Origin of the sequence: Alteriqipengyuania sp. (assembly GCF_964222115.1) — a bacterium.
GTDB lineage: Bacteria > Pseudomonadota > Alphaproteobacteria > Sphingomonadales > Sphingomonadaceae > Alteriqipengyuania.
This window is the reverse complement of sequence record NZ_CAXQBM010000083.1, coordinates 1-25,039: the sequence shown is the minus strand read 5'-3', so window position 1 is coordinate 25,039 and position 25,039 is coordinate 1. Positions and strand designations below refer to the sequence as shown.

Here is a 25,039-nt window from a genome sequence, read left to right as displayed (position 1 = left end):
TCTCTCGCGAGGGGCGGCCCTTGGTCGATGCAGTCGCGCGCGATCAGTAGCGCGGATCGGCCGGGTAGCCTTGCGTATCGAAGCAGTCGTCATCCAGATAACCGTCTTCGTCGTAGCCATCGCAGCCATCGTTCTTGTCGACGAAATACCCGGCGAGAGCGCCCGCAGCGGCACCGGCAAGCGCATAGCGCAAGACATTGCCGCCGGTAACGGCAGCCACACCGGCACCAAGGGCGGCGCCGCCTACACCGCCTTCAACAGCATAGTTTTCGGCACAGGCGCTTAGCGACAGGGCTGAGATTGCTGCGACGGGGATCAGGGCGAAACGGGTTTTCATGGGGGTTCTCCTGCTGGACCTGGTGAAGGTCCAAGCCACGAGATCGCCAGTTTGTTCCACCACGGGACAGGTTTTCGACCTGCCCCGGTTCAGTCGGGCTTCTTCGCGACGCCCACCATTGCCGGGCGCAGCAGTCGGTCCTTGATCAGGTAACCGGCCTGCATTTCCTGGATCACCGTGCCCGGATCGGCATCGTCGCTGGGGATTTCCATCACCGCTTCATGCACATTTGGATCAAGAGGCAGGCCTTTAGCGGCAACGCGGGTGACGCCATGCTGGCTGAACACCCGCTCCAGCTCGCGCTGGGTCGCCTCGATGCCCGCAACAAGGCCCTTGAACTTCTCGTCCTCGCGCAGTTCTTCGGGAATGGAATCGAGTGCGCGGACGAGGTTGTCCGCAACGGAAAGGATATCCCGGGCAAATCCGGTCGCGGCATAGGATCGCGCATCGGCCACGTCCTTTTCCAGACGACGACGCACGTTCTGCGTTTCGGCGCGCGCGTACAGCACTTCCTGCCGCGCGGTATCGAGATCGCCCTTCAGCTTCGCGATAGCTTCGCCCAGTTCGGCGGTCGGGTCCGCGTCCCCGTCATCACCGTCGTCATCGTCGCTCTGGTCGCGAAGATGTTCGGGGACGCCTGCCAGTTCGCGCTCGGCCTCTTCGTCGAGGACCTTGTCGTTCTGTACAGCCTCTTCCTGCGTTTCTTTTTCGTCGTGCATAATCTTTACGTGAATAAAGCCCTGTTAGCCGGTCAATCGTCCCAGTGATTGCGCGGTGAAATCGACCATGGGAACGATCCGTGCGTAGTTCAAGCGCGTGGGACCGATAACCCCCAAGACGCCTACGATGTTCCCGTCGCGGTCGCGGAAGGGCGAGGCGATAACAGAGGAACCGCTGAGCGCGAAGAGGCGATTTTCGCTGCCGATATAGATGCGCGTGGCCTGCGCTTCCCGCGCGCGCTCCAGCACCTGTGCCACGGCCTGCTTGTTCTCCAGCTCGTCCAGCAGCTGCCGCACGCGCTCCACATCGCCGACCGCCTCTTCGTCGAGCAACTTGGCCTGCCCGCGCACGATGAACACCGGGCTGCGATCCGCATCCTCGCTCCACATGGCGATCCCGCGCTGGACGAGGCTGGCCGATGCTTCGTCCAAGGCGCTGCGCCCGCTGGCGATCTCTGCGCCGATATCCTTGAGAGCTTCGCCAAGGCTGCGATTGGCGAGCCGCGCGGAAAGATAGTTGGATGCCTGATCGAGTGCGCCGCGTTCCACCCCCGCCAGTTCGATGAGCCTGTTTTCGATCTGTCCGCTCGCATCGACCAATACTGCGAGCGCGCGCGTCGCATCGAGCGGGACGAAGCTCATCTGGGCGAGCCGCCGCTCCGCCGTGGGGACGAATACCATGCCCGCTGCGCCCGAGAGGTCGGAGAGCATCGCGCTCGCCGCCTCCAGCCTCTGTTCGAGCGGGCCCGGATCGCCCAGCCGCGTTTCGATCGCGCGGCGTTCCTCCGCGCTCGGCTGCGTGATCTGCATCATCCCGTCGACGAACAGCCGCAGCCCGCTCTCTGTGGGCTTGCGTCCGGCAGAAACATGCGGCGCGGCGAGCAGGCCGAGCTGTTCGAGATCCGCAAGGACGGACCGGATGGAGGCAGGCGAGAGGTCCACCGCCCCGCCCTGCGACAAAGTCTTCGAACCCACCGGTTGCCCGGTCGCCAGATATTGCTCCACCACGAGGCGGAAAATGTCGCGCGTGCGGTCGGTCAGTTCGGTCAGCGGCGGAGTTGTCATGCGAGACAAGCTAGGATCTGGGCAGTCCAATTAGAACCGGCCATACTCCTGGCGCTTTTCGTCGGAACCGACGAGGGTGTCCACCGGCAGTTCCTGCCATGCCTTGTAAAGTGCATCGCTGTTCTCGGCCAAGCCTGGCTGACGGCAGCCCATGTACCAGTTGAGCGTGACAGGCTCCGCCCCCGGATCGCGCCAGGTGATCGTCACGCTAGGGGAGTCGGTTGCCACCGGCCCGTCGCAGTTGTCGTAGCCGTAGGATACGGACCTGGCGGGGCGAAACGGCGCGATGCGTCGTGCGAATGCACTGTATTCGGCCTCGCTCGCAGCGAACCCGGCCTCACCCTGCTTCGCGACGAAGGCCTGCCCTTCGTAGGTGCCCGCGCCGTCTGGAGTGACGGAAAGTTCGAACGATGGGCAGAAACCGAAACACGGGCCCAAACTATATTCGATGGTGGCTACGAGGTTCTCGTCCGGCATTGCGCCCGGGGTGGCGCAGGAAACCGTGGCAAAAGCCAGCCCGCAAATCGGAACGGATCGGATCATCGCAAAACGCCTTTCCTGTCGTGTGGGCTTTTGCATGGGGCAAGTCCACTGGCCATCCGATGAATAGGCGGCTAGGGCGCGTGCGACCAGACAGATCAGAGGATTCCCCCATGCGACCTTCAGGCCGCGCGCCCGACCAGATGCGCGCCATTTCCATCGAAACCGGTTTCACCAAGCATGCCGAGGGCAGCTGCCTGATCAGCTTTGGCGATACCCGCGTGCTATGCACCGCCAGCGTAGAGAACAGCGTTCCGCCGTGGATGCGCGGCAAGGGTGCCGGCTGGGTCACGGGAGAGTATTCGATGCTGCCCCGCGCCACGCATACCCGCGGCAGTCGCGAGGCGGCGCGCGGCAAGCAGTCGGGCAGAACGCAGGAAATTCAGCGGCTTATCGGGCGCAGCTTGCGTGCGGTCGTAGATATGAAAAAGCTGGGCGAACGGCAGATCACGCTCGATTGCGACGTGATCCAAGCCGATGGCGGCACGCGCACCGCGGCCATCTCAGGCGCGTGGGTTGCGCTCAAGCTCGCGGTCGACAAGCTGAAGAAGTCGGGTGACATCCTGGAAGACCCGATCACCGGCAAGATCGCTGCGATTTCCTGCGGCGTCTACAAGGGTACGCCGGTGCTGGACCTCGATTACGACGAGGATAGCTCGGCCGATGCCGATGCCAATTTCGTGCTGATCGAAGGCGGCAAGATCGCCGAAGTGCAGGCCACTGCCGAAGGCGCGGTCTATGACGAGGAAGCGCTGCTGCGCCTGCTGCGCCTCGCGCAGATGGGCTGCGGCGAGATCTTCAAGGCGCAGGACGCGGCGGTGCGGGGATGACGCGCCGCATTGGCTCGGGCAAGCTCGTCATCGCGACGCATAATGCGGGCAAGCTGAAAGAGATTTCGGCCCTGCTCGCGCCCTATGGGGTCGAGTGCCTGTCGGCAGGTTCGCTCGGCCTGCCCGAGCCAAAGGAAACCGGCACGACCTTCGTCGAGAACGCACTGCTCAAGGCGCGCGTGGCGGCGGAAGGTTCGGGCATCGTCAGCCTTGCAGACGACAGCGGGCTGTCGGTCGCCGCGCTGCATGGCCGCCCGGGCGTCTACACCGCCGACTGGGCCGAGCGGCAATGGTTCGAGGGTGAGCCGGGCCGCGATTGGTACATGGCGATGGGCAAGGTCGAAGGCCTTCTCTCGCAGCAAGGGCCCGACGTGGACCGCAGCGCTGCCTTCCATTGCGTGCTCGCGCTAGCGTGGCCGGATGGCGAATACGCGGTCTACGAAGGTATTGCGCCCGGTTCGCTCACCTGGCCGCCGCGCGGAGAGCTGGGCTTCGGCTACGATCCGGTGTTTGTACCGCAAGGCCGCGAGCAGACTTTTGCCGAGATTGCGCCGGAGGAAAAGCACGCGATCAGCCATCGTGCAGATGCCTTCGCCAAGCTGGTCGCCGAACAGTTCGGCTAACCCGCTGGCCATTGCCGCCCGCGCCCCCTAGATTCCTGTCATGCCCGCCGCAGACGATCTTGCGCTGTATATTCACTGGCCCTTCTGCCTGAAGAAGTGCCCCTATTGCGACTTCAACAGCCATGTCAGAGATTCTGTGGACCCGGACGCATGGCAGGCCGCGCTACTGGCCGACCTCAGGCACGAGCACGCGCAAACCGCCGGACGCCGGGTCGGGTCGATCTTCTTCGGCGGGGGCACGCCGTCGCTGATGCCGCCCGCGCTCGCGGGAGCGTTGATCGAGGAAGCGGCGCGGCTTTGGGGTCTTGCCGATGATTGCGAGATCACGCTGGAGGCCAACCCGACCTCTTACGAAGCACGCAAGTTTGCGGACTTCCACGCCGTCGGGGTCAACCGGGTGTCGCTCGGCGTACAGTCGCTCCACGACGAGGCGCTGGCGTTCCTTGGGCGCGAGCATAGTGCTGCCGAGGCCATGGCGGCGCTGGAGAGCGCGCAGGGCCTGTTCGGCCGCGTTACCTTCGACCTGATCTACGCACGCCCCGGCCAGAGCGCCGCCGAATGGGAAGCGGAGCTGGCGCGTGCCCTCGAATTCGGCACCGAACATCTCTCGCTCTACCAGCTGACGATCGAGCCGGGTACGGGCTTTGCCGGAGCCGTGGCGCGCGGTCGGCTGACACCGATGGACGCGGACTCCGCAGCCGATCTCTTCGTGCAGACACAGGAGCAAACGGTAGCGGCAGGCCTGCCCGCCTACGAAATCAGCAACCACGCGAAGCCGAGTGCACAAAGCCATCACAACCTCACCTACTGGCGCTACGGCGATTATACCGGGATCGGGCCCGGCGCGCATGGCCGCAGGAAGGGCATGGCGACGATCCGCCACAAGAAGCCAGAGGCGTTTTTGCGCCGGGTCGGTGAGAACGGGCACGGCATTTCCGAAGAGCGCGCGCTGGGTCGTGAGGAGCAGATAAGCGAAGCGCTGCTGATGGGGCTTCGGCTCGCGGAAGGGATCGAGCTTGAGGCGCTAGCTGCGCGCTTCGAAACTAGTTCCGATGCGCTGATCGATGCGAGTCGGGCTGACTTTTACAGCGACCTCGGCTTCGTGACTCGCAAGGGCGATCGTATCACGATCGCACCGCAGGGCATGCCGCTGCTCGATGCGCTGCTTGCCGAGCTGGTCCCCGCGCATCTCGTCGCCGCATGAGCGGCATACTGGCACGCTGGGAAAGCCATCTCGCGACCGAGCGGCGCCTCTCGCCCCATACCGTCCGTGCTTATACGCGGGCGGCGGAGCGCCTAGTTGAGGCCACCGGGCTGGCGGACTGGCGGAGCATTGCGAAGCTGGAAGCCCCAGCCCTGCGCGCGCAGCTGGCTCGCCGCCGTGCAGATGGCCTGAGCAATCGGTCCGCCGCGCGTGAACTCTCGGCCTTGCGCGCATTTCTCGCCTTTGCGCGGGCCGAGACAGGTCTCTCCGATGCGCAGGCCCCGCGCCTGCGTGGGCCACGGATCAAGCGCACGCTCCCCCGGCCCGTCACACCCGACGAAGCGGTCCATATTGCCGAAAATATTGCAGAACGAAGACGGGAAGAATGGACGGGTCTGCGCGATCGTGCGGTGCTGCTGCTGCTGTACGGCGCAGGCATGCGCCTTGGAGAGGCACTTTCGCTGACCGGCGCCGATGCGGACATGGGCGAGGCGATCCGTGTGACCGGCAAGGGTGGCAAGACGCGCGTGGTGCCGATACTGCCTGCGATCCGCACTGCCATCCGGGAATATGTCGCAGCCTGCCCACACGATCTCACAGCGGAGCAGCCGCTTTTCAGGGGGGCACGCGGCGGGCCGCTCTCGCCCGGTCTCGTGCAGAAGGCGATGGCGGAGGTGCGGGCCGAGATCGGCCTGCCCGCCAACGCCACACCGCACGCGCTGCGGCATTCCTTCGCCTCGCACCTGCTCGGTGCCGGAGCCGACCTGCGCAGCCTGCAGGAATTGCTCGGCCATGCGAGCCTCGGTTCGACCCAGATTTATACGGAGGTCGATGCCGCGCGATTGCTGGAAACCTATCGCTCGGCTCATCCGAGGGAAAACGGACGCACCGACGAATAACTCCATTCACCGATGAACTAGAACGTTTCATCGCACGTTCACTTCGACTCGTCGAAAGACAGGCACGGTTGGTCGCAGGTGACGACTCGGCCAATAGAGGCCGCGCCCCCGCCAACCCGTGAGGAGATGAGGGATGGCCGGGTTTGTCGATGATAATCGCTTCGTGGTGCTGGGATCGGTCGCGATCGTGATGGTCGGCCTGATGGGGAGCGGCTTCCTGCTCGGCGATGGCTTGCGTCGCGCCAAGGAGGCTGATCGCGAGGTCACCGTAAAAGGCGTGTCGGAACGCGACGTTACCGCCGATATTGCCACCTGGACCGTAGCCTTCTCCGACAATGGCAGCGACCTGGCGAGCGTGCAGGCCTCGGTCGACCGGCAGGCCTCTGCGGTACGCAAGTTCTTTACCGACGCAGGGTTCAAGCCAGAGGATTTCACCGACAGCGACATTTCGCTGATGCGGGATCGTTCGCGTGATGCCTACGGCAACCAGATCCCTGAAAACCTCACTGTCTCGCGTTCTATCCAGTTGCGCACCGACGATGTGATGCGAGCACGACAGGCCTACGCCAAGCAGGCGGACCTGCTGCGTGCGGGGGTCGAAATGGGCGGCGGATCGGTCAATTACACCTTTACCGGGTTGAATGAGCTGAAGCCGGAAATGATTGCCGAGGCGAACCGCAGCGCACGCGAAAGCGCGCAGCAATTCGCCAATGACAGCGGCGCGTCGGTGGGCAAGATCAAGACGGCCAGCCAGGGCTATTTCTCGATCAGTGCGCGTGACGGGGTCGACTGCGAATATTGCGACTCCAGCGGCGCGAACACGCCGTTCCAGAAGGTCCGCGTGGTGACGACCGTTGCTTACGAGCTGAACTGAGGTGCGCGGCCAGACTGCCAAGGTCTGAAAGCAATCCGTTCGTTCTGAGCTTGTCGAAGTGCGAACGGATTGCCCGGCGCCAGGCCAGTCGCCCCTCGACAGGCTCAGGACGAACGGTGGTTCAAAAGGACCAAGTCACTCAGGAGAGGTCGGCTTTATGGTTCCGCCTCACATCTCGGCGTGCCGCCGCTCGACCGCATCCCAGATCGCGCCTGCCGTATCGGTACCGTTGAAGCGGTCGATGGCGACGATGCCAGTGGGCGAGGTAACGTTGATTTCGGTCAGCCACTCGCCGCCGATCACGTCGATCCCGACGAACACGAGGCCGCGACGTTTCAGCTCCGGGCCAATGGCGGCGCAGATTTCCGCCTCGCGATCGGTCAGGTCGGCGGCTTCGGCCGAACCACCTTGTGCAAGGTTGCTGCGGAATTCGCCCTCGCCCGGCTTGCGATTGATAGCGCCCGCGACGTCGCCGTCGACCAGCACGATGCGTTTGTCGCCTTCGCTTACGGTTGGGAGGAAAGCCTGCACCATGTGCGCTTCGGGCCATTGCCTGTCGAAGACTTCGGAGAGCGCCGAAAGATTGGTCCCGTCGGCGTCGATCTTGAAGATGGCCTTGCCGCCATTGCCGTGGAGGGGCTTCACGACCACCGCGCCATGCTTCTTCTGGAAGGCCTGAATATCCGCCAACCTGCGCGCGATCAGCGTCGGCGGCATGAAGCGCGCATAGTCGAGCACGAACATCTTCTCGGGCGCGTTCACGACTTCGCGCGGGTCGTTCACCACCAGCGTGGTGCCGCGCAGCCGGTCGAGCAGGAAGGCGGCAGTAATATAGCCCAGGTCGAAAGGCGGATCCTGCCTCAGCCAGATCACGTCGATATCCTGCGCGAGGTCGATTGTACGACGCTCGCCCAGCCATTCGAAGTGGTCGCCCTCTTCGCGTCGAACCTTCACGGGGCGCGCGAAGGCGGTGATCTTCCCAGCCGGGCTGCCGTCGCTTTCCCATGCAAGGCTCTGCACATCGTAGTGCCATACTTCGTGCCCACGCTCCTGCGCCGAGAGCATCAGCGCGAAGCTCGAATCGCCCGCGATCTTGATCGCTTCCATCGGGTCCATCTGGAAGGCGGTGCGCAAGCTCATGTCGGGTCCTCAGGGTTGCCAGGCATTGGCGATGTGGCGAGGCTGCGCTCCGGGTGCAAGCAGGATCACGTCTATCCTGATATCTTCGCCATTGGTTGCATACTCATGAGCAATTGCACCCGCTGCCGCAGCCACCCGCGAGAGACGCCGTTCATCGATAGCGAGGTCGAGGTCGGGGATGCTGCGCCGCCACTTCACCTCCACGAATGCGATCATGCCTTCGCGACAGGCGATGAGGTCTATCTCACCCAGCGGTGTCTTGCGGCGTCGGTCGAGGATTTCCCATCCTTCGCTTTGCAGCCAGCGCGCGGCTTCCTCTTCGCCGCCCCGCCCTGCCTTTTCCGCGCGTTCGCGTTGCTGCGTGGTCCTCATCCGCGCAATTCCATGGCCCGCGCATACAGCGCCTTGCGATCCGTACCGGTCGCTTTCGCTACCTTTGCCGCTGCCTGCGAGGGCTTCTCGGTCCGCAAAGCCTCGCGCAGCAATGTATCCACATCCTCGGCGCTCGCTTTAGTCTCATGCGGCGGCTCTACCAGCAGCACGATCTCACCCTTGGGTGGCTTGGCCTCGTAATGTGCCATGAGCGCCGACGGAGTATCGACCCGGCATTCCTCGTGCAACTTGGTCAGCTCGCGCGCCACGCCCACCCGGCGACCGGGCAGCGCGACATCTATTGCCGAGAGTGCTTTCACCAGCCGTCCTGCGCTTTCGTAGAAGACCAGCGTCGCATCGATGCCCGACAGTTCGACCAGCATGTCCGCGCGCGCCTTCTCCTTCACCGGGAGGAAGCCGGCGAACAGGAACCGGTCGCTCGGCAAGCCCGCCAGCGTAATCGCCGCGATGGCGGCGCAGGGTCCCGGGATCGTCTGCACCTCCACGCCAGCCTCGCGCGCGGCATTGACCAGCCGGTATCCGGGGTCCGAGATCAATGGCGTACCCGCATCGCTGACGAGCGCGACCGCCCGCGTCGCCATGCTCTCGACCAGCCGTGCGCGATCCCGCTCCTCCGCATGGTCGTTATAGCGCCATAGCGGCTTCGAGAGCCCCAGGTGGCGCATCAGTTTGCCGGTCACACGCGTGTCTTCGCACGCCACCCCGTCGCACCGCGTCAGCACGTCGACCGCCCGCAAGGTAATGTCGTTCAGATTGCCAATCGGCGTCGCCACGATATACAGGCCCGGCGCGAGGGCGGCGTTTGCAGCCGAGTTGGTGTCGCTGGCGTCGCTGGTATTCGTCACGAATGCAGCCATGAACCAAGGCAAGGGATTTCCGCAAGCATGATGGGCAGCAACATGATCGACCTTGGCCATTTCCGCCGCCTGATCCTCGCGATCGGCACCGGGCTCTTGCTGGCAGGTTGCCAGCTTATCCCGCAGGTGGATGCGCCGACCAGCCCGCCCCCGCCGACGACGAGCCAGCAGCCCGGCCCGGTGACGAGCGGCGATCGCTCGCCTCCCCCCATCCCGCGCGGCAACACGACAACGCCTGCGCCCCTGCCCCAAGACACCGATGCGCGCCACCGCATCGCGCTGCTGGTGCCGACCAGCGGACCGAATGCCCGTGTCGGGGAATCGATTGCCAATGCGACGACGATGGCGCTGCTCGATACCAATGCCGGCAACCTGCGCATTACGACTTACGACACGGCCGACGATGCACGCGGCGCCGCACGGCGAGCCGTGGCGGAAGGCAACCAGCTGATCCTGGGCCCGCTGCTTGGCAGCAATGTCGATGCCGTGGTCGCGGAGGCGCGTCCGGTGGGCATTCCGCTGATATCCTTCTCCAACGATGTCAGCGTAGCTTCGCCCGAAGTGTACCTGATGGGCGTGTCCCCCGCGCAAGCGGTGGCGCGCACGGTTCAGTTCGCCCGTTCCCAAGGCTCGCGCAACTACGGCGCGCTGGTGCCGGATGGCGAATATGGACGTCAGGCGGAGCTCGCGCTGATCGCGGCGCTGAGGAGCGTGGGCGGAAGCCTGGTCGCGACCGAGCGCTATTCGCGCAACGAGGGTTCTGCAGCGAGTGCAGCGCGGCGCCTGCGTGCACGCGGCGGGTTCGACACGGTGATGATTGCCGATAGCCCCCGGCTTGCCATCGCAGCTGCGGCAGAGCTGCGCGCTCAAGGCAGCCTGTCCCCCCGCCTGCTCGGCACGGAGCTCTGGAGCGGAGAGGCAGACCTTCCCACCGCGAGCGTCATGGATGGTGCAATGTTCTCCGCAGTGTCCGACGGGCGCTATCGCCGCTTCTCGGAAAGCTACCGCAATCGTTTCGGCAGTTCGCCCTATCGCATCGCGACGCTGGGCTACGACAGCGTGTTGCTCGCGCTGCGCGTGGCGGGTGGCAGCTGGCAGCCGGGGACGCCTTTCCCGACGCGCGAGCTGACTGCGCAAGGCGGGTTCCTGGGCCTCGACGGGGCGTTCCGCTTCCAGACCGACGGCAATGCGCAGCGCGCGCTGGAAGTGCGTGAGGTGCGCGACGGGCAGGTCGTGGTCGTGTCGCCCGCACCCGAAGCGTTCTGACAATCGACCAAACACACCGTTCGTGCCGAGCTTGTCGAAGCACGTCACGCTTACGTCCCCTTCGGCTGGCTGGCACAGCCAGCCGCTCAGGACAGGCTTCGATAGGTTCAGGACGAACGGAACCGGGGGATAGTCTCACTGTCGGCTTGTGATGCGGCGCGCCCGCGCCCACTGTCATGCCCATGTCCGATGACCTGTTTGACGGTACGCCGACCTCCAGCGGCGACTATGATTCCTCTTCGATCGAAGTCCTCGAAGGGCTTGAGCCCGTCCGCCGTCGCCCCGGCATGTATATTGGCGGGACGGACGATCGCGCGCTGCACCACCTTGCCGCCGAGGTGCTCGACAACTCGATGGACGAGGCCGTCGCGGGCCATGCGAGTCGGATCGAGGTTCGGCTGGAGGAAGGCGCCGAGGGGACTGCGGGGCGCCTGACCATCGCCGATAACGGGCGCGGTATGCCGGTGGACGAGCACCCCAAGTTTCCGGGCAAGTCGACTTTGGAGGTCATTCTTTCCACGCTGCATTCGGGCGGCAAGTTTTCGGGCAAGGCCTACGCGACTTCCGGTGGCCTGCACGGCGTCGGCGTGAGCGTGGTCAATGCGCTGTCTGAACATACAAGGGTGGAGGTCGCGCGCGACAAGACGCTTTACGCGCAGGAGTTTTCCAAAGGGCAAACGCTCGGCCCGATCCAGGAGATCGGCGCGGCGCCCAACCGGCGCGGCACCACCGTCTCCTTCACGCCCGACCCCGAGATTTTCGGGGAGCGCAAGTTCAGCGCCAAGCGGCTGTTCCAGCTCGCACGATCCAAGGCGTACCTGTTCGCCGGGGTTGAAATCCGCTGGAAATGTGCGGCTGCGCTAGCGAGCGACGATGTGCCCGAGGAGGAGACGTTCAAGTTCCCGGGCGGTCTGGCCGATCACCTCGCCCAGCGGGTCAACGGGCGCGAGTGCGTCACCGCAGAGCCCTTCACCGGCAACCAGGATTTCCCGGAGATCGGCGGCATCTCGCAGGGCCGCGTCGAATGGGCCATCGCGTGGCCGCTGTTCTCCGAAGGCGCGACCAGCTGGTACTGCAACACCGTGCCCACCCCCGATGGCGGCACACACGAACAGGGCCTGCGCAATGCGTTGACCAAGGGACTGCGCGCGTTCGGCGATCTGGTCGGCCAGAAAAAGGCGAAGGATATCTCCGCCGACGACGTGATGGCCGGTGCCGAAGTGCTCCTCAGCGTCTTCATCCGCGATCCGCAGTTCCAGTCGCAGACCAAGGACCGGCTGACCTCGCCAGAGGCGGCCAAGCTGGTCGAAAACGCGGTGCGCGACCATTTCGACCATTTCCTCGCCGACAATATGGATCGCGGCAAGGCGCTGCTTGGCGAGGTGATGGAGCGCATGGAAGAGCGCCTGCGCCGCCGCGCCGAGCGCGAAGTGAAGCGCAAGACCGCGACCAACGCCAAAAAGCTGCGGCTGCCGGGCAAGCTGACCGATTGCTCGGGTGAGACCGGCGCCGAAACCGAGCTGTTTATCGTCGAAGGCGATTCAGCGGGCGGCAGTGCCAAGCAGGCGCGTGACCGCAAGACGCAGGCGATCCTGCCGATCCGCGGCAAGATCCTGAACGTTGCGAGCGCCAGCGCGGACAAGATCCGCGCCAACAGCGAAATCGCTGACCTGATCCTCGCGCTCGGCTGCGGCGTGCGTAAGGATTGCGATGCCGATGCGCTGCGTTACGACCGCATCGTCATCATGACCGATGCGGATGTCGACGGGGCGCATATCGCGACGCTGCTGATGACGTTCTTCTTCCAGGAAATGCCCGACATCGTGCGCAAGGGGCATCTTTTCCTCGCGCAGCCGCCGCTCTACCGGCTGACCAGTGGCAAGGAGAGCCGCTACGCCCGCGACGAAGAGCACCGGCGCGAGCTGGAAGAGACCGTGTTCAAGGGCAAGAAAATCGAGGTGTCGCGCTTCAAGGGGCTCGGCGAGATGAACCCGCAGCAGCTGCGCGAGACCACGATGCATCCCGACAGCCGGAGCCTGATCCGCATCACCCTGCCCCCCGAGTTCGAGGATCGCGCTGCAGTGAAGGAACTGGTCGGCCAGCTGATGGGCCGCAACCCCGAACACCGCTTCCAGTTCATCCAGAACAAGGCGGGCGATCTCGACCGCGAGATGATCGATGCGTGATTGCAATCCTGGGAGAGATTGCTTTGAGTGAACTCGGCAGGCTGGAGCGTGTCGCGCTGCGGGAAGTGTGGCTGGGAGAAGCCACCCATTTTACTCCTTGGCTGGCCATGGACCAAAACCTTGAGGTCTTGTCCGAGACACTCGGCCTATCGCTCGAGGTCGAGGCGACCGAGACCTTTGTTGGCCCCTTTCGGGCAGACATCCTCTGCAAAGATATCTTCAGCGATACCTTCGTACTCATCGAAAATCAGTTAGAAAAAACCGACCATAATCATCTGGGTCAGCTTTTGACCTACGCGTCGGGCTTGGAAGCGGTCACCATCGTATGGATTGCCTCTAAGTTCACGCAAGAGCACCGCTCCACGCTCGACTGGCTTAATCGGATCACCGATGATCAATTCCGGTTCTTCGGCCTGGAGGTCGAACTTTGGCGTATTGGTGAATCACCGCCGGCGCCCAAATTCAACATCGTCTCACAACCCAACGACTGGTCCAAAGCCGTCTCCAAGGCGGCTCACGCGCTCGATGAGAAAGAACTCTCCGAAACCAAGGTTCTCCAACGCGAATATTGGGACGGGCTTCACGATCAACTGGAGAAGGTCTCCGGGCCTATCTCGGGAAAGCGCACCGCCCAAGCGCAAAACTGGATGAACTATCCCGTTGGACGGACGGGCTTCACGTTAGGCACGGCGATGCATTTGTGGGATCGCTGGATTAGGGTCGAACTCTATATCAGCGGTGAGAATGCCAAGACCTATTTCGATCAACTCATGCAGGAGAGGGAGGCAATCGATGCGGAGATTGGCGATCCGTTGAATTGGGACCGGATGGACGATCTCCCGAACGATACCCGAAAGGATGTAAGGATCAGTCTTTATCTGAAGGATGCTGATCCCGGAGTGCGTGTCGAATGGACGTCGCAGCACACTTGGCTTGCTAACAAGCTCAATCTCTTCCATTCGGTTTTTGCGCCACGAGTGCGAGATCTTGTGCCTTAATTGGGCGTCCCCTCCAGAAAATGTTCCACTCCCTGTAAGAAATCTCTCCGCTCGGCGACTAAAGGGGCATGACCGGGCAACAGGCCACACTCTATCACCAGGCGGGGGAGCAATTCGCACCCGCCATCGCACGGCTCGCCCGCGCGATGGAGCGCGATGCCGAGAAGGCCCGCGACCTCGAGCAGGACATCCACCTGGAGTTGTGGCGCAGCTTCGCCCGCTTCGATGGCAATTGCGCACTCAAGACCTGGGTGTTCCGCGTCGCGCATAATGTCGCCGCCGATCATGTCGGACGCGCCACGCGCAAGCCCGAAACGGTCGAGATCGACGAGCTTGAGACGCTGCCCGCCTCCGGCGTAGGCGAGGCGGCGATGGCGGAAGGCCACGCGCTCGCACGACTGCACGCCATTATCCGCACGCTCCCGCTGTTCGATGCGCAGGTCATCCTGTTGTGGCTCGAAGGCCATTCGGGGGCGGAGATCGCCGAAGTCACCGGCCTGTCCAGCGGAGCGGTCGCCACACGCCTTTCGCGGTTGAGGGAGAAACTCGCCGCCCACTTCGAACTCCCGGAGACAGACCATGACGAATGATCTCCAGCACATCTGGCGCGCAGACGACGCCGAAAACAGCTTCACCATCCCGGAGAGCCTCATGAACCGCAGCAGTGCATTCGAGCGCAAGGTGCGCCGTCGCAACCTGATCGAATATGCCGCAGGAGCGCTGATCGTGGTTGTCGCGGCCCCCACAGCGGTGTTTTTCCTGAGTGTGGGTATGGTCGGTCTGGGCGTTTCTATGGCGCTGATGGTGGTCGGCACAGTGATCGTCATGTGGAACCTGCACCAGCGCGCATCGGCGCAGCAGCGCAGGCCCGAAGAGGACTGCCGCAGCCACTTGATCGCGCAGCACCGGCGGCAGGCAGATGCGCTGCGCAAGGTGCCGCTGTGGTATATCGGACCGCTGCTACCGGGCGTGCTCGGCGTCTATGGCACGGTTGCGCTCAAGGCAGCCGGGCAGGTGGATGCGTGGGAGATCCTGACCGAGATCGGCCGCCCGCTGGGCCTGACACTCGCCTTCTTCGCCTTCGTCATTTGGCTCAACCTGCGCGCCGCGCGTGCGCTGGAAAAGAAGGTCGAGGAACTGGAGGCGGCGTGAGGCTACGCGCCCCCGCCGGCCTCGGTATGCACGTGCAGGTGACCTTCGAGCGTGCGGTGTACGGGGCACTTGCCTGCAATTTCCATCAGTTTGCTGCGATCCTCTTCGCTCAGGCTGTCGCCCTCGATCGTGATGACCCGGTGAAGCGCCTGCATCGGCATGCCCTCCTCCATCGCATGGACATGATCGCCCTCGTGCTGGTGGTCGCGCTCGTGCGTCACTGCAACCCGCACCCCATCGAGCGGCAAGCCTTTGCGGCCCGCATACATCTTCATCGTCATCGCGGTGCATGTGCCAAGTGCGGCATTGAGCAGGTCGTAAGGTGTCGGCCCGGTATCGTCGCCCCCATAGCTGCGCGGCTCGTCGGCCACGAAGCGGTGAGAGACCGTGTGCACCTCCGTGCCGAACTTGCCATGACCCGTGCACACGATCACGCCTTCTTCGGGCATCGGCCAGTCGGTCTCCAGTGGCAGGTATCGTGCCGCCCACGCCGCGATAACCTCGGCAATGAAATGCGCATCCTGCGCCTCGGTCAGCAGGTGATCCGCCCCAGCAAGGCTGACGAAGCTTTTGGGGTGGAGCGCCGCGTCGAACAGCTTCGACGCATTCTCGACTCCCACGATCTGGTCGGTGGGCGAGTGCGCAATCAGGATCGGCAGTTTCAACCGCCCGACTTCGCTCGGGAGATCGATTGCGCGCGTCCTGTCCAGGAATTCGCGGCTGAGATGGAAGGCGCGTCCGCCAATCGTGACCTCACCCTGCCCGTCCCGTTCGATTGCCGCGAGGTCGCCCTGGATGTTGCCCAGCACGTGCGGAACGTCGGCGGGCGCCCCGATAGTCGCAATCGCTGCCACCCGATCGCGCCCGATCGTGTCCGCCGCTGCCAGTACCGCTGCGCCTCCCAGCGAGTGACCGACAAGCAGGATCTGGCCGCCAAACCGGTCGCACAGGTGGTTGGCCGATGCGACCAGATCTTCCACATCGCTGGCGAAACCCGCTCGCCCGAAATCGCCGCCGCTGCCCCCCAGGCCGGTAAAATCGAACCGCAGGCACGCAATGCCCTGCTTCGCCAGCGCGCGCGTCACTTCAACCGCCGCCTTGCTCTGCTTGGTGCAGGTAAAGCAGTGCGCAAACAGCGCCGGCCCGCGTACCAGCCCTGTGGGAAGCTCGAGCGCGGCTGCCAGATCGTAGCCTCGGCTCGTCGAGATCGTCAGCTGTTCGGTCGGCATCTCACGGGTCTCCCGTTCGGGTTGAGGACAAGTAATTAGGTGTTTCGCTAAATAGCGTAATGCGCTATCAGGAATGACAAAGGGAGGATCATTATGAAGATCGGGAAAATGCGCGCAATGACGATGGGCATGGCGCTAGCCTTGGGGACAATGGGCGTGCTGGCAAGCCCCGCCCTCGCGCAAACCAATGCCGAAGCCACAGAAAACAGGTTCGATGCGCGCGCGGCCGATGTCATTACGCTCTTCAATACGGATCGCGATCCGGCGGAGGTGTTTGCCGATGCGTTTCTGTCGCAGGTCCCGCCTGAGCAATTTGCGGCTGTTACCGCACAGCTGGTGGCGCAGCTGGGTGACATTGTCGGCGTCGAGACGGTCGAGCAGACCGGTGAGAACGGGGCCAAAATCACACTCAGGTTCGAAAAGGCTCTCGCAAGCGGGCCTATGACGCTGGAGGCTGCTGCACCGTACAAGATTTCCGGATTGCTGCTGAACGATATCCATCCGATCGATGCCGGGGCCGACACCCTTAGCGCCGATATAGAGGCGCTTTCGGGAAGCAAGGCGGCCTGGTTCGGACCGATCGATGGCGATCCGATCTTCACTTATGGCGATGCGACAAAGCCATTTGCGCTGGGTTCGACCTTCAAGCTCTACGTGCTTGCCGCGCTTTCACGCGCAGTGAGCGAGGGACGGCTCGCCTGGGACCAGGTGGTAACCCTCGACCAGAAAAGCTTCCCCAGCGGCCGACTCCAGACGTGGCCCGATGGCTCACCGGTCACGCTGCACACCGCCGCGACACTCATGATCTCGATCAGCGACAATACGGCGACCGATCTTGTGATGAAGGCGCTCGGGCGCGAGGCGATCGAGGCAGAGATGCGGGCCAGTGGCCACACGCTGGCAGGCAAGACGCTTCCCTTTCTTACCACGCGGGAAATGTTCGTCATCAAGTCCAGCGACATCGGGGAATCCTATGCTGCAGCCTCCGAGGCGGAGCGGCGGGCTATCCTCGCCTCTCTGGATCTCGAAGACATCACCGAGGACCAGTTCCTCGAAACATTCACCTCCGGCACGCCCGTCCTGATCGAGGATATCGAGTGGTTTGCGAGTATGACCGACCAGATGGGCCTGATGCGGCTGCTCGCGGGTTTGCCCGACGATACGGCGCGGCAGATCATGGCGGTTAACACCGCGCTTGGCGAAAGCGACGAGGAAGGCTGGAGCTACGTGGGTTACAAGGGTGGCTCCGAAGCAGGCGTGCTCAACATGTCGTGGCTGCTGCAGGATGAGTCCGGTCAGTGGCACATGCTGGCCATCAGCCAGATGGATCCCGATAGCGAGATCGACACGGCCGCGTTGCTAATGATGGCCAAGCGTATCCTCGCCCTGGCCGAGTAATCCAGCCCTTGCCCCGGGTGTCGCAGGGCCCTAGCAAGTTTCGAAACAGGACTTGTATGGGGCCCAACCACATGGCGCAGATGGAACGTTTCGAAGGCACGGAAGACTATATTGCAACCGACGACCTGAAAGTCGCGGTCAACGCGGCGGTTACGTTGCGCCGTCCCCTGCTGGTGAAGGGCGAGCCGGGCACCGGCAAGACCGTGCTGGCGCACGAGATCGCCAAGGCGGTGGGCGCGCCGCTGATCGAATGGAACGTGAAGTCCACCACCAAGGCGCAGCAGGGCCTTTACGAATATGATGCGGTCGCGCGCTTGCGCGACGGCCAGCTGGGCGACGAGCGGGTTCACGACATTTCGAATTACATCAAGAAGGGCAAGCTGTGGGAGGCGTTCGAAAGCCCCGAGCTGCCCGTGTTGCTGATCGACGAGATCGACAAGGCCGATATCGAGTTTCCCAACGATCTGCTGCAAGAACTCGATCGGATGAGCTTCGACGTCTACGAAACGCATTCGCGGATCGAGGCGAAGGAACGCCCGATCGTGGTCATCACTTCGAACAACGAGAAGGAACTGCCCGACGCTTTCCTGCGCCGCTGTTTCTTCCACTACATCGCGTTCCCCGACCGTGAGACTATGCGCGACATCGTCGAAGTGCACTTTCCCGGCATCCAGAAGAACCTCGTTAGCAAGGCGATGGAGATCTTCTACGATATCCGCGAGGTGCCCGGCCTCAAGAAGAAGCCCAGCACTAGCGAATTGCTCGACTGGCTCAAGCTGCTCCTGAACGAGGACATGCCGGTGGAGGTGTTGCAGGACGCCAATCCGAACAAGGCGATCCCCCCGCTGCATGGTGCGCTGCTCAAGAACGAGCAGGACGTGATGCTGTTCGAACGCCTCGCCTTCATGAGCCGGCGGCAGCAATAGTCAGCAAAGCTACAAGACTTTGGTGAGTTGCTCGCCTGTCACTTCACCGGGAAGCAGTCGGTGCCCGATCGCCGCATAGATAGGCACGCAGCATTCGCTCCCGGTCCGGTTACGCGCAGACGGTAGACCTGCCGCGACCGGACCGTCGCGGGAATGATCGCTTTCTCGAACCCGGCAATCTCGGGATGACGAGCGCGCACTTGCAACCAGTAGGCTTCCGCTTCCGACTCGCTCGGTGGCGCGGCAAGCTGGATTGTCTGTCCACGAACCCGGGCAGCCGGAGCCTGGGCGATAGCGACGGGTTCGGGCTTGGGTTTGTCGGTCTTCGGCAGCACAACCTGCGGCGCCTGTGCCAGGGTTGGCGCAGTATCCCCCGGCGACACCATCAATTGCGCCAATGTGGGCTCGGGCCGCTGGATCAGGTGCCCGCGCTGCCCCGGTCTTGGCACGGGCATGTTGATCGCCAACCGCATGGCCCGATCGTCGCTCTCCAGCCGGTGATTGGTGACGACCACGGTTGTCGTGCCCTTCCCGGTGACTTGGTAGAGCGCGCGGGCGAATTCTGCCGGCAGACGGATACAGCCATGCGATGCGGGATAGCCGGGCAGCTTGCCTGCGTGGATCGCGATCCCACCCCAGGTCAGCCGTTGCATGTGCGGCATCGGCGCATTCCGGTAAATGTTCGAGAAGTGGCGTACCTTCTTCTGCAGGATCGGGAAGATACCGACCGGAGTATCGTGGCCCGGCTTTCCGGTCGAAACCGGCGACGAATCCCACAGCTTGCCATCGACGAACACGTACATGTGTTGCGACGCCTTGCTGATCACGATCAGCGTTCCCGACCTGAGGACGGTCTTCACGCTCGGTGGCATGGTCGCGCCCGACTGCATGGCATTTGCCGCCGCGGGCATCGTGATGACAGGCGGTTCCATCGGGCCGGCTTCGGCGATCATTTCGCCCGCTTCGCCAGCCATTTCTTCGGACATGTCGACTTCGGATATGTCGACCATGTGATCGACCGGCGGTGAAATATCCACCGGGTTGAATAGAAGGAAGGCCGCAACAAGCACGGCCAACGCAGTGACAATGGTAAAGCCCCCTTTAACCATGTTCTGCTGTTTGGACTGCTTGCCGATTCGGTTCAATCGGGATTCTGGGCCACACCTTGACGGAGATCGACTCGCTTGCTCGTTTCGTGACTTCGCCTTGCGCCCTCAAATCTTTGATTGGACGGAAAAACAACCGGCCAATATTCTTTCCTGTTCGCGTGTTTTGACGGTTGGGAATGCCGCCGTTCTTTCGGGAGCACAAAGAGGGCGGTAAGGCCATAATGCGTGACATCGCTGCTACGGGTCGGCAAAAGGCGCACCATGTTCTTCAATTTTGTCGACGAGCTGCGCGCGGCGGGTATCTCCGCCAGCTTCAAGGAACACCTTACGCTTCTCGAAGCGCTCGACCGGGACGTAATCGAGCAAACGCCCGAGGCGTTCTACTACCTCGCGCGGGCGACCTTCGTGAAGGACGAAGGCCTGCTCGACCGGTTCGACCAGGTGTTCTCGAAAGTCTTCAAGGGGATCATGACCGATTACGGCCAGTCACAGGTCGACATCCCGGAGGACTGGCTGAAGGCCATCGCCGAAAAGTACCTGACCGAAGAGGAAATGGCAAAGATCGAGAAGATGGGTTCGTGGGACGAGCTCATGGACACGCTCAAGAAGCGGCTCGAGGAACAGAAGGAACGCCACGAGGGCGGCAACAAGTGGATCGGCACAGGTGGTACCTCGCCCTTCGGCCATTCGGGCTACCACCCCGAAGGCGTGCGGATCGGCGGCGAGAGCAAGAACAAGCGCGCAGTGAAGGTGTGGGAAAAGCGCGAGTTCAAGAATCTCGACAACACCAAGGAGCTGGGCACCCGCAACATCAAGATGGCGCTGCGGCGTCTGCGGCGGTTCGCTCGCGACGGTGCGGCGGACGAACTGGATATCGATGCGACGATCGATGGCACAGCCAAGCAGGGCTGGCTCGATATCCATATGCGCCCCGAACGCCGCAATGCGGTGAAATTGCTGCTGTTCCTCGACGTTGGCGGGTCGATGGATCCGTTCATCAAGATCACCGAAGAGCTTTTTAGCGCGGCCACATCCGAGTTCAAGAACCTCGAATTCTTCTACTTCCACAACTGCCTTTACGAAGGCGTGTGGAAGGATAACCGCCGCCGCTGGCAGGAGCGGACCAAAACCTGGGATATCCTCCACAAGTACGGGCACGACTACAAGGTCGTGTTCGTCGGCGATGCGGCGATGAGCCCTTACGAGATCACTCATCCGGGCGGCAGCGTGGAGCATATGAACGAGGAAGCGGGCGCCACCTGGATGCAGCGCATGGCGAACACCTATCCCGCGACCGTGTGGCTCAACCCAATCCCGGAGCGGCAGTGGAGCTATTCGCAGTCGACCAGCATCATGAAGCAGCTGGTCAATGATCGCATGTACCCGCTGACGTTGGATGGGCTTGATGATGCGATGCGCGAATTGAGCCGCAAGCACGGGGCGTGAGCTACACAGCAAAGAAGTGGCTGGCTCGGGCGCTCCTAGCCGCGTTGCTTGTCGGGTTTGCTTACATTCTCGTCGTCGCATTCGGCGACTCGGATAATTGGGCGACGTCCGTCCTCACCGCTCTTGCCGGGTTCGCAGTTCTCCGGTTCTACGAAGATGTTCTGAAGCCTGAACAAGCGCTCGCCCCTGCAATTGGCCTCGAAGATGCAGAGGAAGGGCCCACGATCGGCACATCACATTGGCAGTACTACGTACCCGCGACGGAAGAGACGATCCGTGCGGCACTGCTGACTGCACACGACATCGATTACGGGGAGATCGACATTCGCCATCGCAGTCATAGTTTCAGAGCTATCCGCGAACAGGATGGGTGGGAGCTGAAGCGAATCGATCTCGATTCAAACGCTGTAGATTTTGCGATTAGGAATGAAGGCGCAGTTTGGACATCTCCGACTAGGCGGACATTTTGGAATGCCTTGCGAGGGAAGCTCAACGGGGACTCCTTTTCAAATGTGGAGACTGAAGCAGCGCTCCTTGCCTTCCTGAGGCAAGGGCCGTCCGGCCCCTCCCTTACCTGGCAGAAGACCACCTGTGATTGATCGCCCCCACTCCCGCTTCCAGCAGATCCGCCAGCGTCTCGAAGCCTTCGACCCGGGCGAAGGCTGGCGGCTGTGGCTTTACGAATTCCTGCTGTTCGGATTCAAACAAGGCTGGGCGTGCCTGTTCGGCGGCTTGCTGCTCGCGCTGCTGCTAGCGACGCATTTCCTCTATCCGGACGACGCCCCCCTCGCCCGGTACGATTTCCTCACGCTGGCGGCACTCGCGATCCAAATCGGCATGCTCGCCTTCCGACTGGAGACGTGGGACGAAGCCAAGGTGATCCTGATTTTCCACGTCGTCGGCACGGTGATGGAGATTTTCAAGACCTATGCCGGGTCATGGGTCTATCCGGAGGAAGCGTTTCTCAGGATCGCAGGCGTGCCGCTGTTCTCCGGCTTCATGTATGCTGCGGTCGGCAGCTACATCGCCCGCGTGTGGCGCATTTTCGATTTCCGTTTTGCGCACTACCCTCCGCCATGGACCACGTGGGTGCTGGCGGGCGCCATCTACGCCAACTTCTTCCTCCACCACTACTGGATCGATATCCGCTGGGGTCTGTTCGCCGCGACGGCCCTCATCTTCTGGCGCACGTCGGTGCATTTCCGCAATTTCCGCGTGCACCGCTGGATGCCCTTGCTGCTCGGTTTCGGGCTGGTTGCTCTGTTCATCTGGGCTGCCGAGAACATCGGCACCTTTGCCAACGCATGGAATTACCCGGAACAAGAGCAGGTCTGGAAGCCGGTCCACCTCGCCAAATTCGGTAGCTGGTACCTGCTGATGATCATCAGCTTCGTACTCGTTGCGCTGGTGCAGCCGATCCGGAAGCCGGACTAATACAGCAGGTGCGGCGCGACGGAATCGCGCCACTCGGTCTCGTCATTGGTCGCCATGCGATCGAGATCGACCGGCGAGGATGCAGGGTGGTCGACCCATTCGCGCAAGGCCGGACCGCCATTGATCACGTCGATCGCCAAGCGTTCCAACTCGTATTCGTACGGGAAATCGCGCCACAGGTCGTAGTCCGGATACAGTGTGCGGATCGCCTTGAAGGCGAGCGCCTGCAAGCGCCAGGGCCGGAAATGTGCGTGATCGTAGAATGGGCCTTCCGCATGGATCATCAGCCCGTTGCATAGCTGCCCCGCGTGCTTGTGGAACGTTGGCTCGAACCAGCATTCGCGAAGCGCGCAGCCATTCAGCCACGTCGGTGCGATCCGTTGCATCTCGGCAAGTACGGCCTTGGCATCGATATCGGGAGCACCGAACAGGACTTCCAGCGGACGGGTGGTCCCCCGCCCCTCGCTCAGCGTCGCACCTTCCAGCATCACCGTGCCCCCATAGGCGCGCGCCATATTGACGTTGGCGGCGTTGGGGCTGGGGTTGATCCAGATGCGATCCTCGGGCCAGCCGAAACCCGGCCCCGCCTCGGGCAGCCAGTGATGCATCTCGATGACGCGGTAATCGACGTCGAGCCCGAAGTGATCGATGAACCAATGGCCCATCTCCCCCATCGTCAGTCCGTGGCGCATCGGCATGGGGCCTGCGCCGACGAAGCTTTCCTGCCCCGGCACCAGTAGCGTGCCTTCGACCGGGCGCCCGGCGGGGTTAGGTCGGTCGAGCACCCACACGCTCTTGCCGTGCTTCGCGCCCTCTTCGAGCAGGTAGAGCAGCGTGGTGACGAAGGTGTAGATGCGGCAGCCCAGGTCCTGCAGGTCGAACAGGAAGACGTCCGCGCTCGACATCATCTGGCCGGTGGGGCGGCGCACCTCGCCATAAAGGCTGAACACGGGAATGTTATAGGTGGGATCGGTCTCGTCCGCCGTCTCCACCATATTGTCCTGCTTGTCGCCCTTGAGCCCGTGCTGGGGCCCGAACGCGGAAGTGACATTCACCCCCGCGGCGACCAGCGCGTCGAGACTGTGCTCCAGATCCCTCGTGACCGATGCCGGGTGGGCAACCAGCGCGACCCTTTTACCTTCAAGCGGTTTGCGCAAATCCGGCTCTGAAAGCAGCCGGTCGATCCCGAACTTCATGCGTGCTGGAGGGCCTGTTTTGGTTTTGCGGGCTCGCTCTGGCCGAAGCGGATCGCGAAGCTCATCGGATCGTGGAAGTCGGGATCATCGCGGCGATGGGTCAGCGACCAGAGCGAGTGGTGCCCGCCCTCTTCCTCGATCACGGCGCACAGGCTGGCCGATTTCACGCCGTCGAGCAGGCGGGCAGGCAGCCGCACGGTCACCGTGATGACGCTCGGCCCCCGCTGGAAATCGATCTGCGGTGCAGTCTCGGGAGAATAATCGCCGATCAGCTTGCGATAGGATGCGAACTCGAAGGCCGCCCAGTCGCCAGCCGGGGCGAAATTGAATTCGCGGTAATGGCCGTTCTGGTCGTAGAGGAAGAATTCAAGGCAGGTCCGCCGCCACAGGTCTTCCTGGCTGCGGTGCGAGAAACCGCGCGGCACCACGACCTTGCCAGAATCGTTGATGCGATAGCGCAGCAGCAGCTCGCCGCCCATAAGGCGCATCATCGTCACCGAAATCCCGCTCACGTCGAGCGGTGGCGTAGTAGGATGCGGCTTCAACCTGTACGTTTGCATTTACGACCCCCCATGCTAGCGGGCCCGATCTTTCCCCCCGGAGGAATCAGTGCCCGCATATCGATCCGAACTTTTGAACGTTCTCGACGAGAGGCAGTATACGCATCAAATCACCGATGCGGAAAGCCTTGATTTGCTGGCGTCCCAAAATGTTGTGCCGGGCTATGTCGGGTTCGATCCGACCGCGGCCAGTCTGCATGTCGGCAGCCTGGTCCAGATCATGCTTTTGCGCCGCCTCCAGCAGACCGGGCACAAGCCGATCGTGGTGATGGGCGGCGGAACCGGCAAGATTGGCGATCCCTCGGGCCGCGATGAGAGCCGCCAGATGATGACCAACGAGGTTATCGAAGGCAATATTGCGAGCATTCGCAAGGTTTTCGAACGCATCCTGACCTTTGGCGACGGCCCTGCCGACGCGGTAATGGTCAACAACGACGAATGGCTCAGCGGCCTTGGCTATCTGGACCTGCTGCGCGATGTCGGCCCGCATTTCACGGTCAACCGCATGCTGACCTTCGACTCGGTCAAAACGCGGCTCGACCGCGAACAGCCGCTGACGTTCCTCGAATTCAACTACATGATCCTGCAGGCTTACGACTTCCGCGAGCTTGCCCAGCGTTATGGATGCAGGCTCCAGATGGGCGGCAGCGATCAGTGG

The 25,039-nt window shown here is 62.9% G+C and carries 27 protein-coding genes; 16 read left to right on the top strand and 11 right to left on the bottom strand.

What is annotated here, in order from left to right; all coding sequences use genetic code 11:
• Positions 1–43: 43 nt before the first annotated feature.
• The 4 genes from ACEQXE_RS13725 to ACEQXE_RS13710 form a co-directional block, all read right to left on the bottom strand.
• Entirely contained in the window at positions 44–337 is a 294-nt protein-coding gene (locus tag ACEQXE_RS13725; protein WP_370180159.1) for a hypothetical protein, read from the bottom strand.
• Positions 338–426: 89 nt separating this feature from the next.
• Positions 427–1,056, bottom strand: a complete 630-nt coding sequence (grpE, locus tag ACEQXE_RS13720; protein WP_370180158.1) for a nucleotide exchange factor GrpE — start codon at positions 1,054–1,056, stop codon at positions 427–429.
• A gap of 24 nt (positions 1,057–1,080) precedes the next feature.
• Positions 1,081–2,121, bottom strand: coding sequence for a heat-inducible transcriptional repressor HrcA (hrcA, locus tag ACEQXE_RS13715; protein WP_370180156.1), 1,041 nt, complete (start codon positions 2,119–2,121; stop codon positions 1,081–1,083).
• 30 nt (positions 2,122–2,151) lie between these two features.
• Entirely contained in the window at positions 2,152–2,664 is a 513-nt protein-coding gene (locus ACEQXE_RS13710; protein WP_370180154.1) for a DUF6438 domain-containing protein, read from the bottom strand.
• Between the two features lie 110 nt (positions 2,665–2,774).
• On the opposite strand from ACEQXE_RS13710, the gene rph reads away from it, so the two are divergent.
• The 5 genes from rph to ACEQXE_RS13685 all read left to right on the top strand — a co-directional run bounded on the left by rph (position 2,775) and on the right by ACEQXE_RS13685 (position 7,091).
• Positions 2,775–3,491, top strand: a complete 717-nt coding sequence (gene rph / locus ACEQXE_RS13705) for a ribonuclease PH (RefSeq protein ID WP_370180152.1) — start codon at positions 2,775–2,777, stop codon at positions 3,489–3,491.
• Positions 3,488–4,114: an RdgB/HAM1 family non-canonical purine NTP pyrophosphatase gene (gene rdgB, locus ACEQXE_RS13700; protein ID WP_370180150.1), complete on the top strand. Its 627-nt coding sequence runs from the start codon at positions 3,488–3,490 to the stop codon at positions 4,112–4,114. The genes rph and rdgB overlap by 4 nt, the downstream gene beginning before the upstream one ends.
• A gap of 40 nt (positions 4,115–4,154) precedes the next feature.
• A complete protein-coding gene (gene hemW, locus ACEQXE_RS13695) occupies positions 4,155–5,318 on the top strand; it encodes a radical SAM family heme chaperone HemW (protein WP_370180148.1) in 1,164 nt (387 codons plus the stop codon).
• Positions 5,315–6,217: a tyrosine recombinase XerC gene (locus tag ACEQXE_RS13690; RefSeq protein WP_370180146.1), complete on the top strand. Its 903-nt coding sequence runs from the start codon at positions 5,315–5,317 to the stop codon at positions 6,215–6,217. Before hemW ends, ACEQXE_RS13690 begins: the two co-directional genes overlap by 4 nt.
• A 133-nt stretch (positions 6,218–6,350) precedes the next feature.
• Positions 6,351–7,091 (top strand): SIMPL domain-containing protein, encoded by a 741-nt coding sequence (locus ACEQXE_RS13685; protein WP_370180144.1) that lies wholly within the window; start codon positions 6,351–6,353, stop codon positions 7,089–7,091.
• A 168-nt stretch (positions 7,092–7,259) separates the two neighbouring features.
• Here ACEQXE_RS13685 and gshB read toward each other — a convergent pair whose 3' ends face one another.
• Genes gshB through rsmI form a run of 3 tightly spaced genes read right to left on the bottom strand, consistent with a single transcriptional unit; the run spans position 7,260 to position 9,481 of the window.
• Positions 7,260–8,231 (bottom strand): glutathione synthase, encoded by a 972-nt coding sequence (gene gshB / locus ACEQXE_RS13680; RefSeq protein ID WP_370180142.1) that lies wholly within the window; start codon positions 8,229–8,231, stop codon positions 7,260–7,262.
• 9 nt (positions 8,232–8,240) lie between these two features.
• A complete protein-coding gene (locus ACEQXE_RS13675) occupies positions 8,241–8,603 on the bottom strand; it encodes a YraN family protein (RefSeq protein ID WP_370180140.1) in 363 nt (120 codons plus the stop codon).
• On the bottom strand, positions 8,600–9,481 hold the full coding sequence (gene rsmI, locus ACEQXE_RS13670; protein ID WP_370180190.1) for a 16S rRNA (cytidine(1402)-2'-O)-methyltransferase: 882 nt from the start codon (positions 9,479–9,481) through the stop codon (positions 8,600–8,602). Before rsmI ends, ACEQXE_RS13675 begins: the two co-directional genes overlap by 4 nt.
• A 27-nt stretch (positions 9,482–9,508) precedes the next feature.
• Here rsmI and ACEQXE_RS13665 point away from each other — a divergent pair, with 27 nt between their 5' ends.
• The 5 genes from ACEQXE_RS13665 (at position 9,509) to ACEQXE_RS13645 (ending at position 15,083) form a co-directional block, all read left to right on the top strand.
• The gene (locus ACEQXE_RS13665) at positions 9,509–10,747 is read left to right on the top strand and encodes a penicillin-binding protein activator (RefSeq protein ID WP_370180139.1); all 1,239 of its coding nucleotides are present in this window, start codon (positions 9,509–9,511) and stop codon (positions 10,745–10,747) included.
• 182 nt (positions 10,748–10,929) lie between these two features.
• Entirely contained in the window at positions 10,930–12,933 is a 2,004-nt protein-coding gene (gene parE / locus ACEQXE_RS13660) for a DNA topoisomerase IV subunit B (protein ID WP_370180188.1), read from the top strand.
• Positions 12,930–13,931 carry a DUF4268 domain-containing protein gene (locus ACEQXE_RS13655; protein ID WP_370180137.1) on the top strand — a complete coding sequence of 334 codons (1,002 nt, stop codon included), beginning with the start codon at positions 12,930–12,932 and terminating at the stop codon, positions 13,929–13,931. The genes parE and ACEQXE_RS13655 overlap by 4 nt, the downstream gene beginning before the upstream one ends.
• 68 nt (positions 13,932–13,999) lie before the next feature.
• Positions 14,000–14,521 (top strand): RNA polymerase sigma factor, encoded by a 522-nt coding sequence (locus ACEQXE_RS13650; protein ID WP_370180135.1) that lies wholly within the window; start codon positions 14,000–14,002, stop codon positions 14,519–14,521.
• Positions 14,511–15,083: a hypothetical protein gene (locus tag ACEQXE_RS13645; protein ID WP_370180133.1), complete on the top strand. Its 573-nt coding sequence runs from the start codon at positions 14,511–14,513 to the stop codon at positions 15,081–15,083. The genes ACEQXE_RS13650 and ACEQXE_RS13645 overlap by 11 nt, the downstream gene beginning before the upstream one ends.
• Before the next feature lie 2 nt (positions 15,084–15,085).
• On the opposite strand, the gene ACEQXE_RS13640 is transcribed toward ACEQXE_RS13645, so the two are convergent.
• On the bottom strand, positions 15,086–16,312 hold the full coding sequence (locus ACEQXE_RS13640) for an alpha/beta fold hydrolase (RefSeq protein WP_370180132.1): 1,227 nt from the start codon (positions 16,310–16,312) through the stop codon (positions 15,086–15,088).
• A gap of 93 nt (positions 16,313–16,405) precedes the next feature.
• Between ACEQXE_RS13640 and ACEQXE_RS13635 the strand changes: the two genes are divergently transcribed.
• Complete coding sequence (locus ACEQXE_RS13635) at positions 16,406–17,710, top strand: serine hydrolase (RefSeq protein ID WP_370180130.1); 1,305 nt, start codon at positions 16,406–16,408, stop codon at positions 17,708–17,710.
• An 80-nt stretch (positions 17,711–17,790) separates the two neighbouring features.
• Positions 17,791–18,636 (top strand): AAA family ATPase, encoded by an 846-nt coding sequence (locus ACEQXE_RS13630; RefSeq protein ID WP_370180186.1) that lies wholly within the window; start codon positions 17,791–17,793, stop codon positions 18,634–18,636.
• 38 nt (positions 18,637–18,674) lie between these two features.
• On the opposite strand, the gene ACEQXE_RS13625 is transcribed toward ACEQXE_RS13630, so the two are convergent.
• The gene (locus tag ACEQXE_RS13625; RefSeq protein WP_370180128.1) at positions 18,675–19,745 is read right to left on the bottom strand and encodes a L,D-transpeptidase family protein; all 1,071 of its coding nucleotides are present in this window, start codon (positions 19,743–19,745) and stop codon (positions 18,675–18,677) included.
• Positions 19,746–20,006: 261 nt separating this feature from the next.
• On the opposite strand from ACEQXE_RS13625, the gene ACEQXE_RS13620 reads away from it, so the two are divergent.
• The 3 genes from ACEQXE_RS13620 to ACEQXE_RS13610 are packed head-to-tail and all read left to right on the top strand — an operon-like array spanning position 20,007 to position 22,625.
• On the top strand, positions 20,007–21,191 hold the full coding sequence (locus ACEQXE_RS13620; protein ID WP_370180126.1) for a VWA domain-containing protein: 1,185 nt from the start codon (positions 20,007–20,009) through the stop codon (positions 21,189–21,191).
• On the top strand, positions 21,188–21,790 hold the full coding sequence (locus tag ACEQXE_RS13615) for a hypothetical protein (RefSeq protein ID WP_370180125.1): 603 nt from the start codon (positions 21,188–21,190) through the stop codon (positions 21,788–21,790). The genes ACEQXE_RS13620 and ACEQXE_RS13615 overlap by 4 nt, the downstream gene beginning before the upstream one ends.
• The gene (locus ACEQXE_RS13610) at positions 21,783–22,625 is read left to right on the top strand and encodes a DUF817 domain-containing protein (RefSeq protein ID WP_370180123.1); all 843 of its coding nucleotides are present in this window, start codon (positions 21,783–21,785) and stop codon (positions 22,623–22,625) included. Before ACEQXE_RS13615 ends, ACEQXE_RS13610 begins: the two co-directional genes overlap by 8 nt.
• Here the strand turns inward: ACEQXE_RS13610 and ACEQXE_RS13605 are convergent.
• Both ACEQXE_RS13605 and ACEQXE_RS13600 read right to left on the bottom strand, forming a co-directional pair.
• Positions 22,622–23,821 (bottom strand): exo-beta-N-acetylmuramidase NamZ domain-containing protein, encoded by a 1,200-nt coding sequence (locus tag ACEQXE_RS13605; RefSeq protein ID WP_370180122.1) that lies wholly within the window; start codon positions 23,819–23,821, stop codon positions 22,622–22,624. The two genes, ACEQXE_RS13610 and ACEQXE_RS13605, sit on opposite strands and share 4 nt — an antisense overlap.
• A complete protein-coding gene (locus ACEQXE_RS13600) occupies positions 23,818–24,381 on the bottom strand; it encodes a DOMON-like domain-containing protein (RefSeq protein WP_370180120.1) in 564 nt (187 codons plus the stop codon). Before ACEQXE_RS13600 ends, ACEQXE_RS13605 begins: the two co-directional genes overlap by 4 nt.
• Positions 24,382–24,430: 49 nt before the next feature.
• On the opposite strand from ACEQXE_RS13600, the gene tyrS reads away from it, so the two are divergent.
• A partial coding sequence (gene tyrS / locus ACEQXE_RS13595; protein WP_370180119.1) for a tyrosine--tRNA ligase occupies positions 24,431–25,039 on the top strand: 609 nt, incomplete at its 3' end.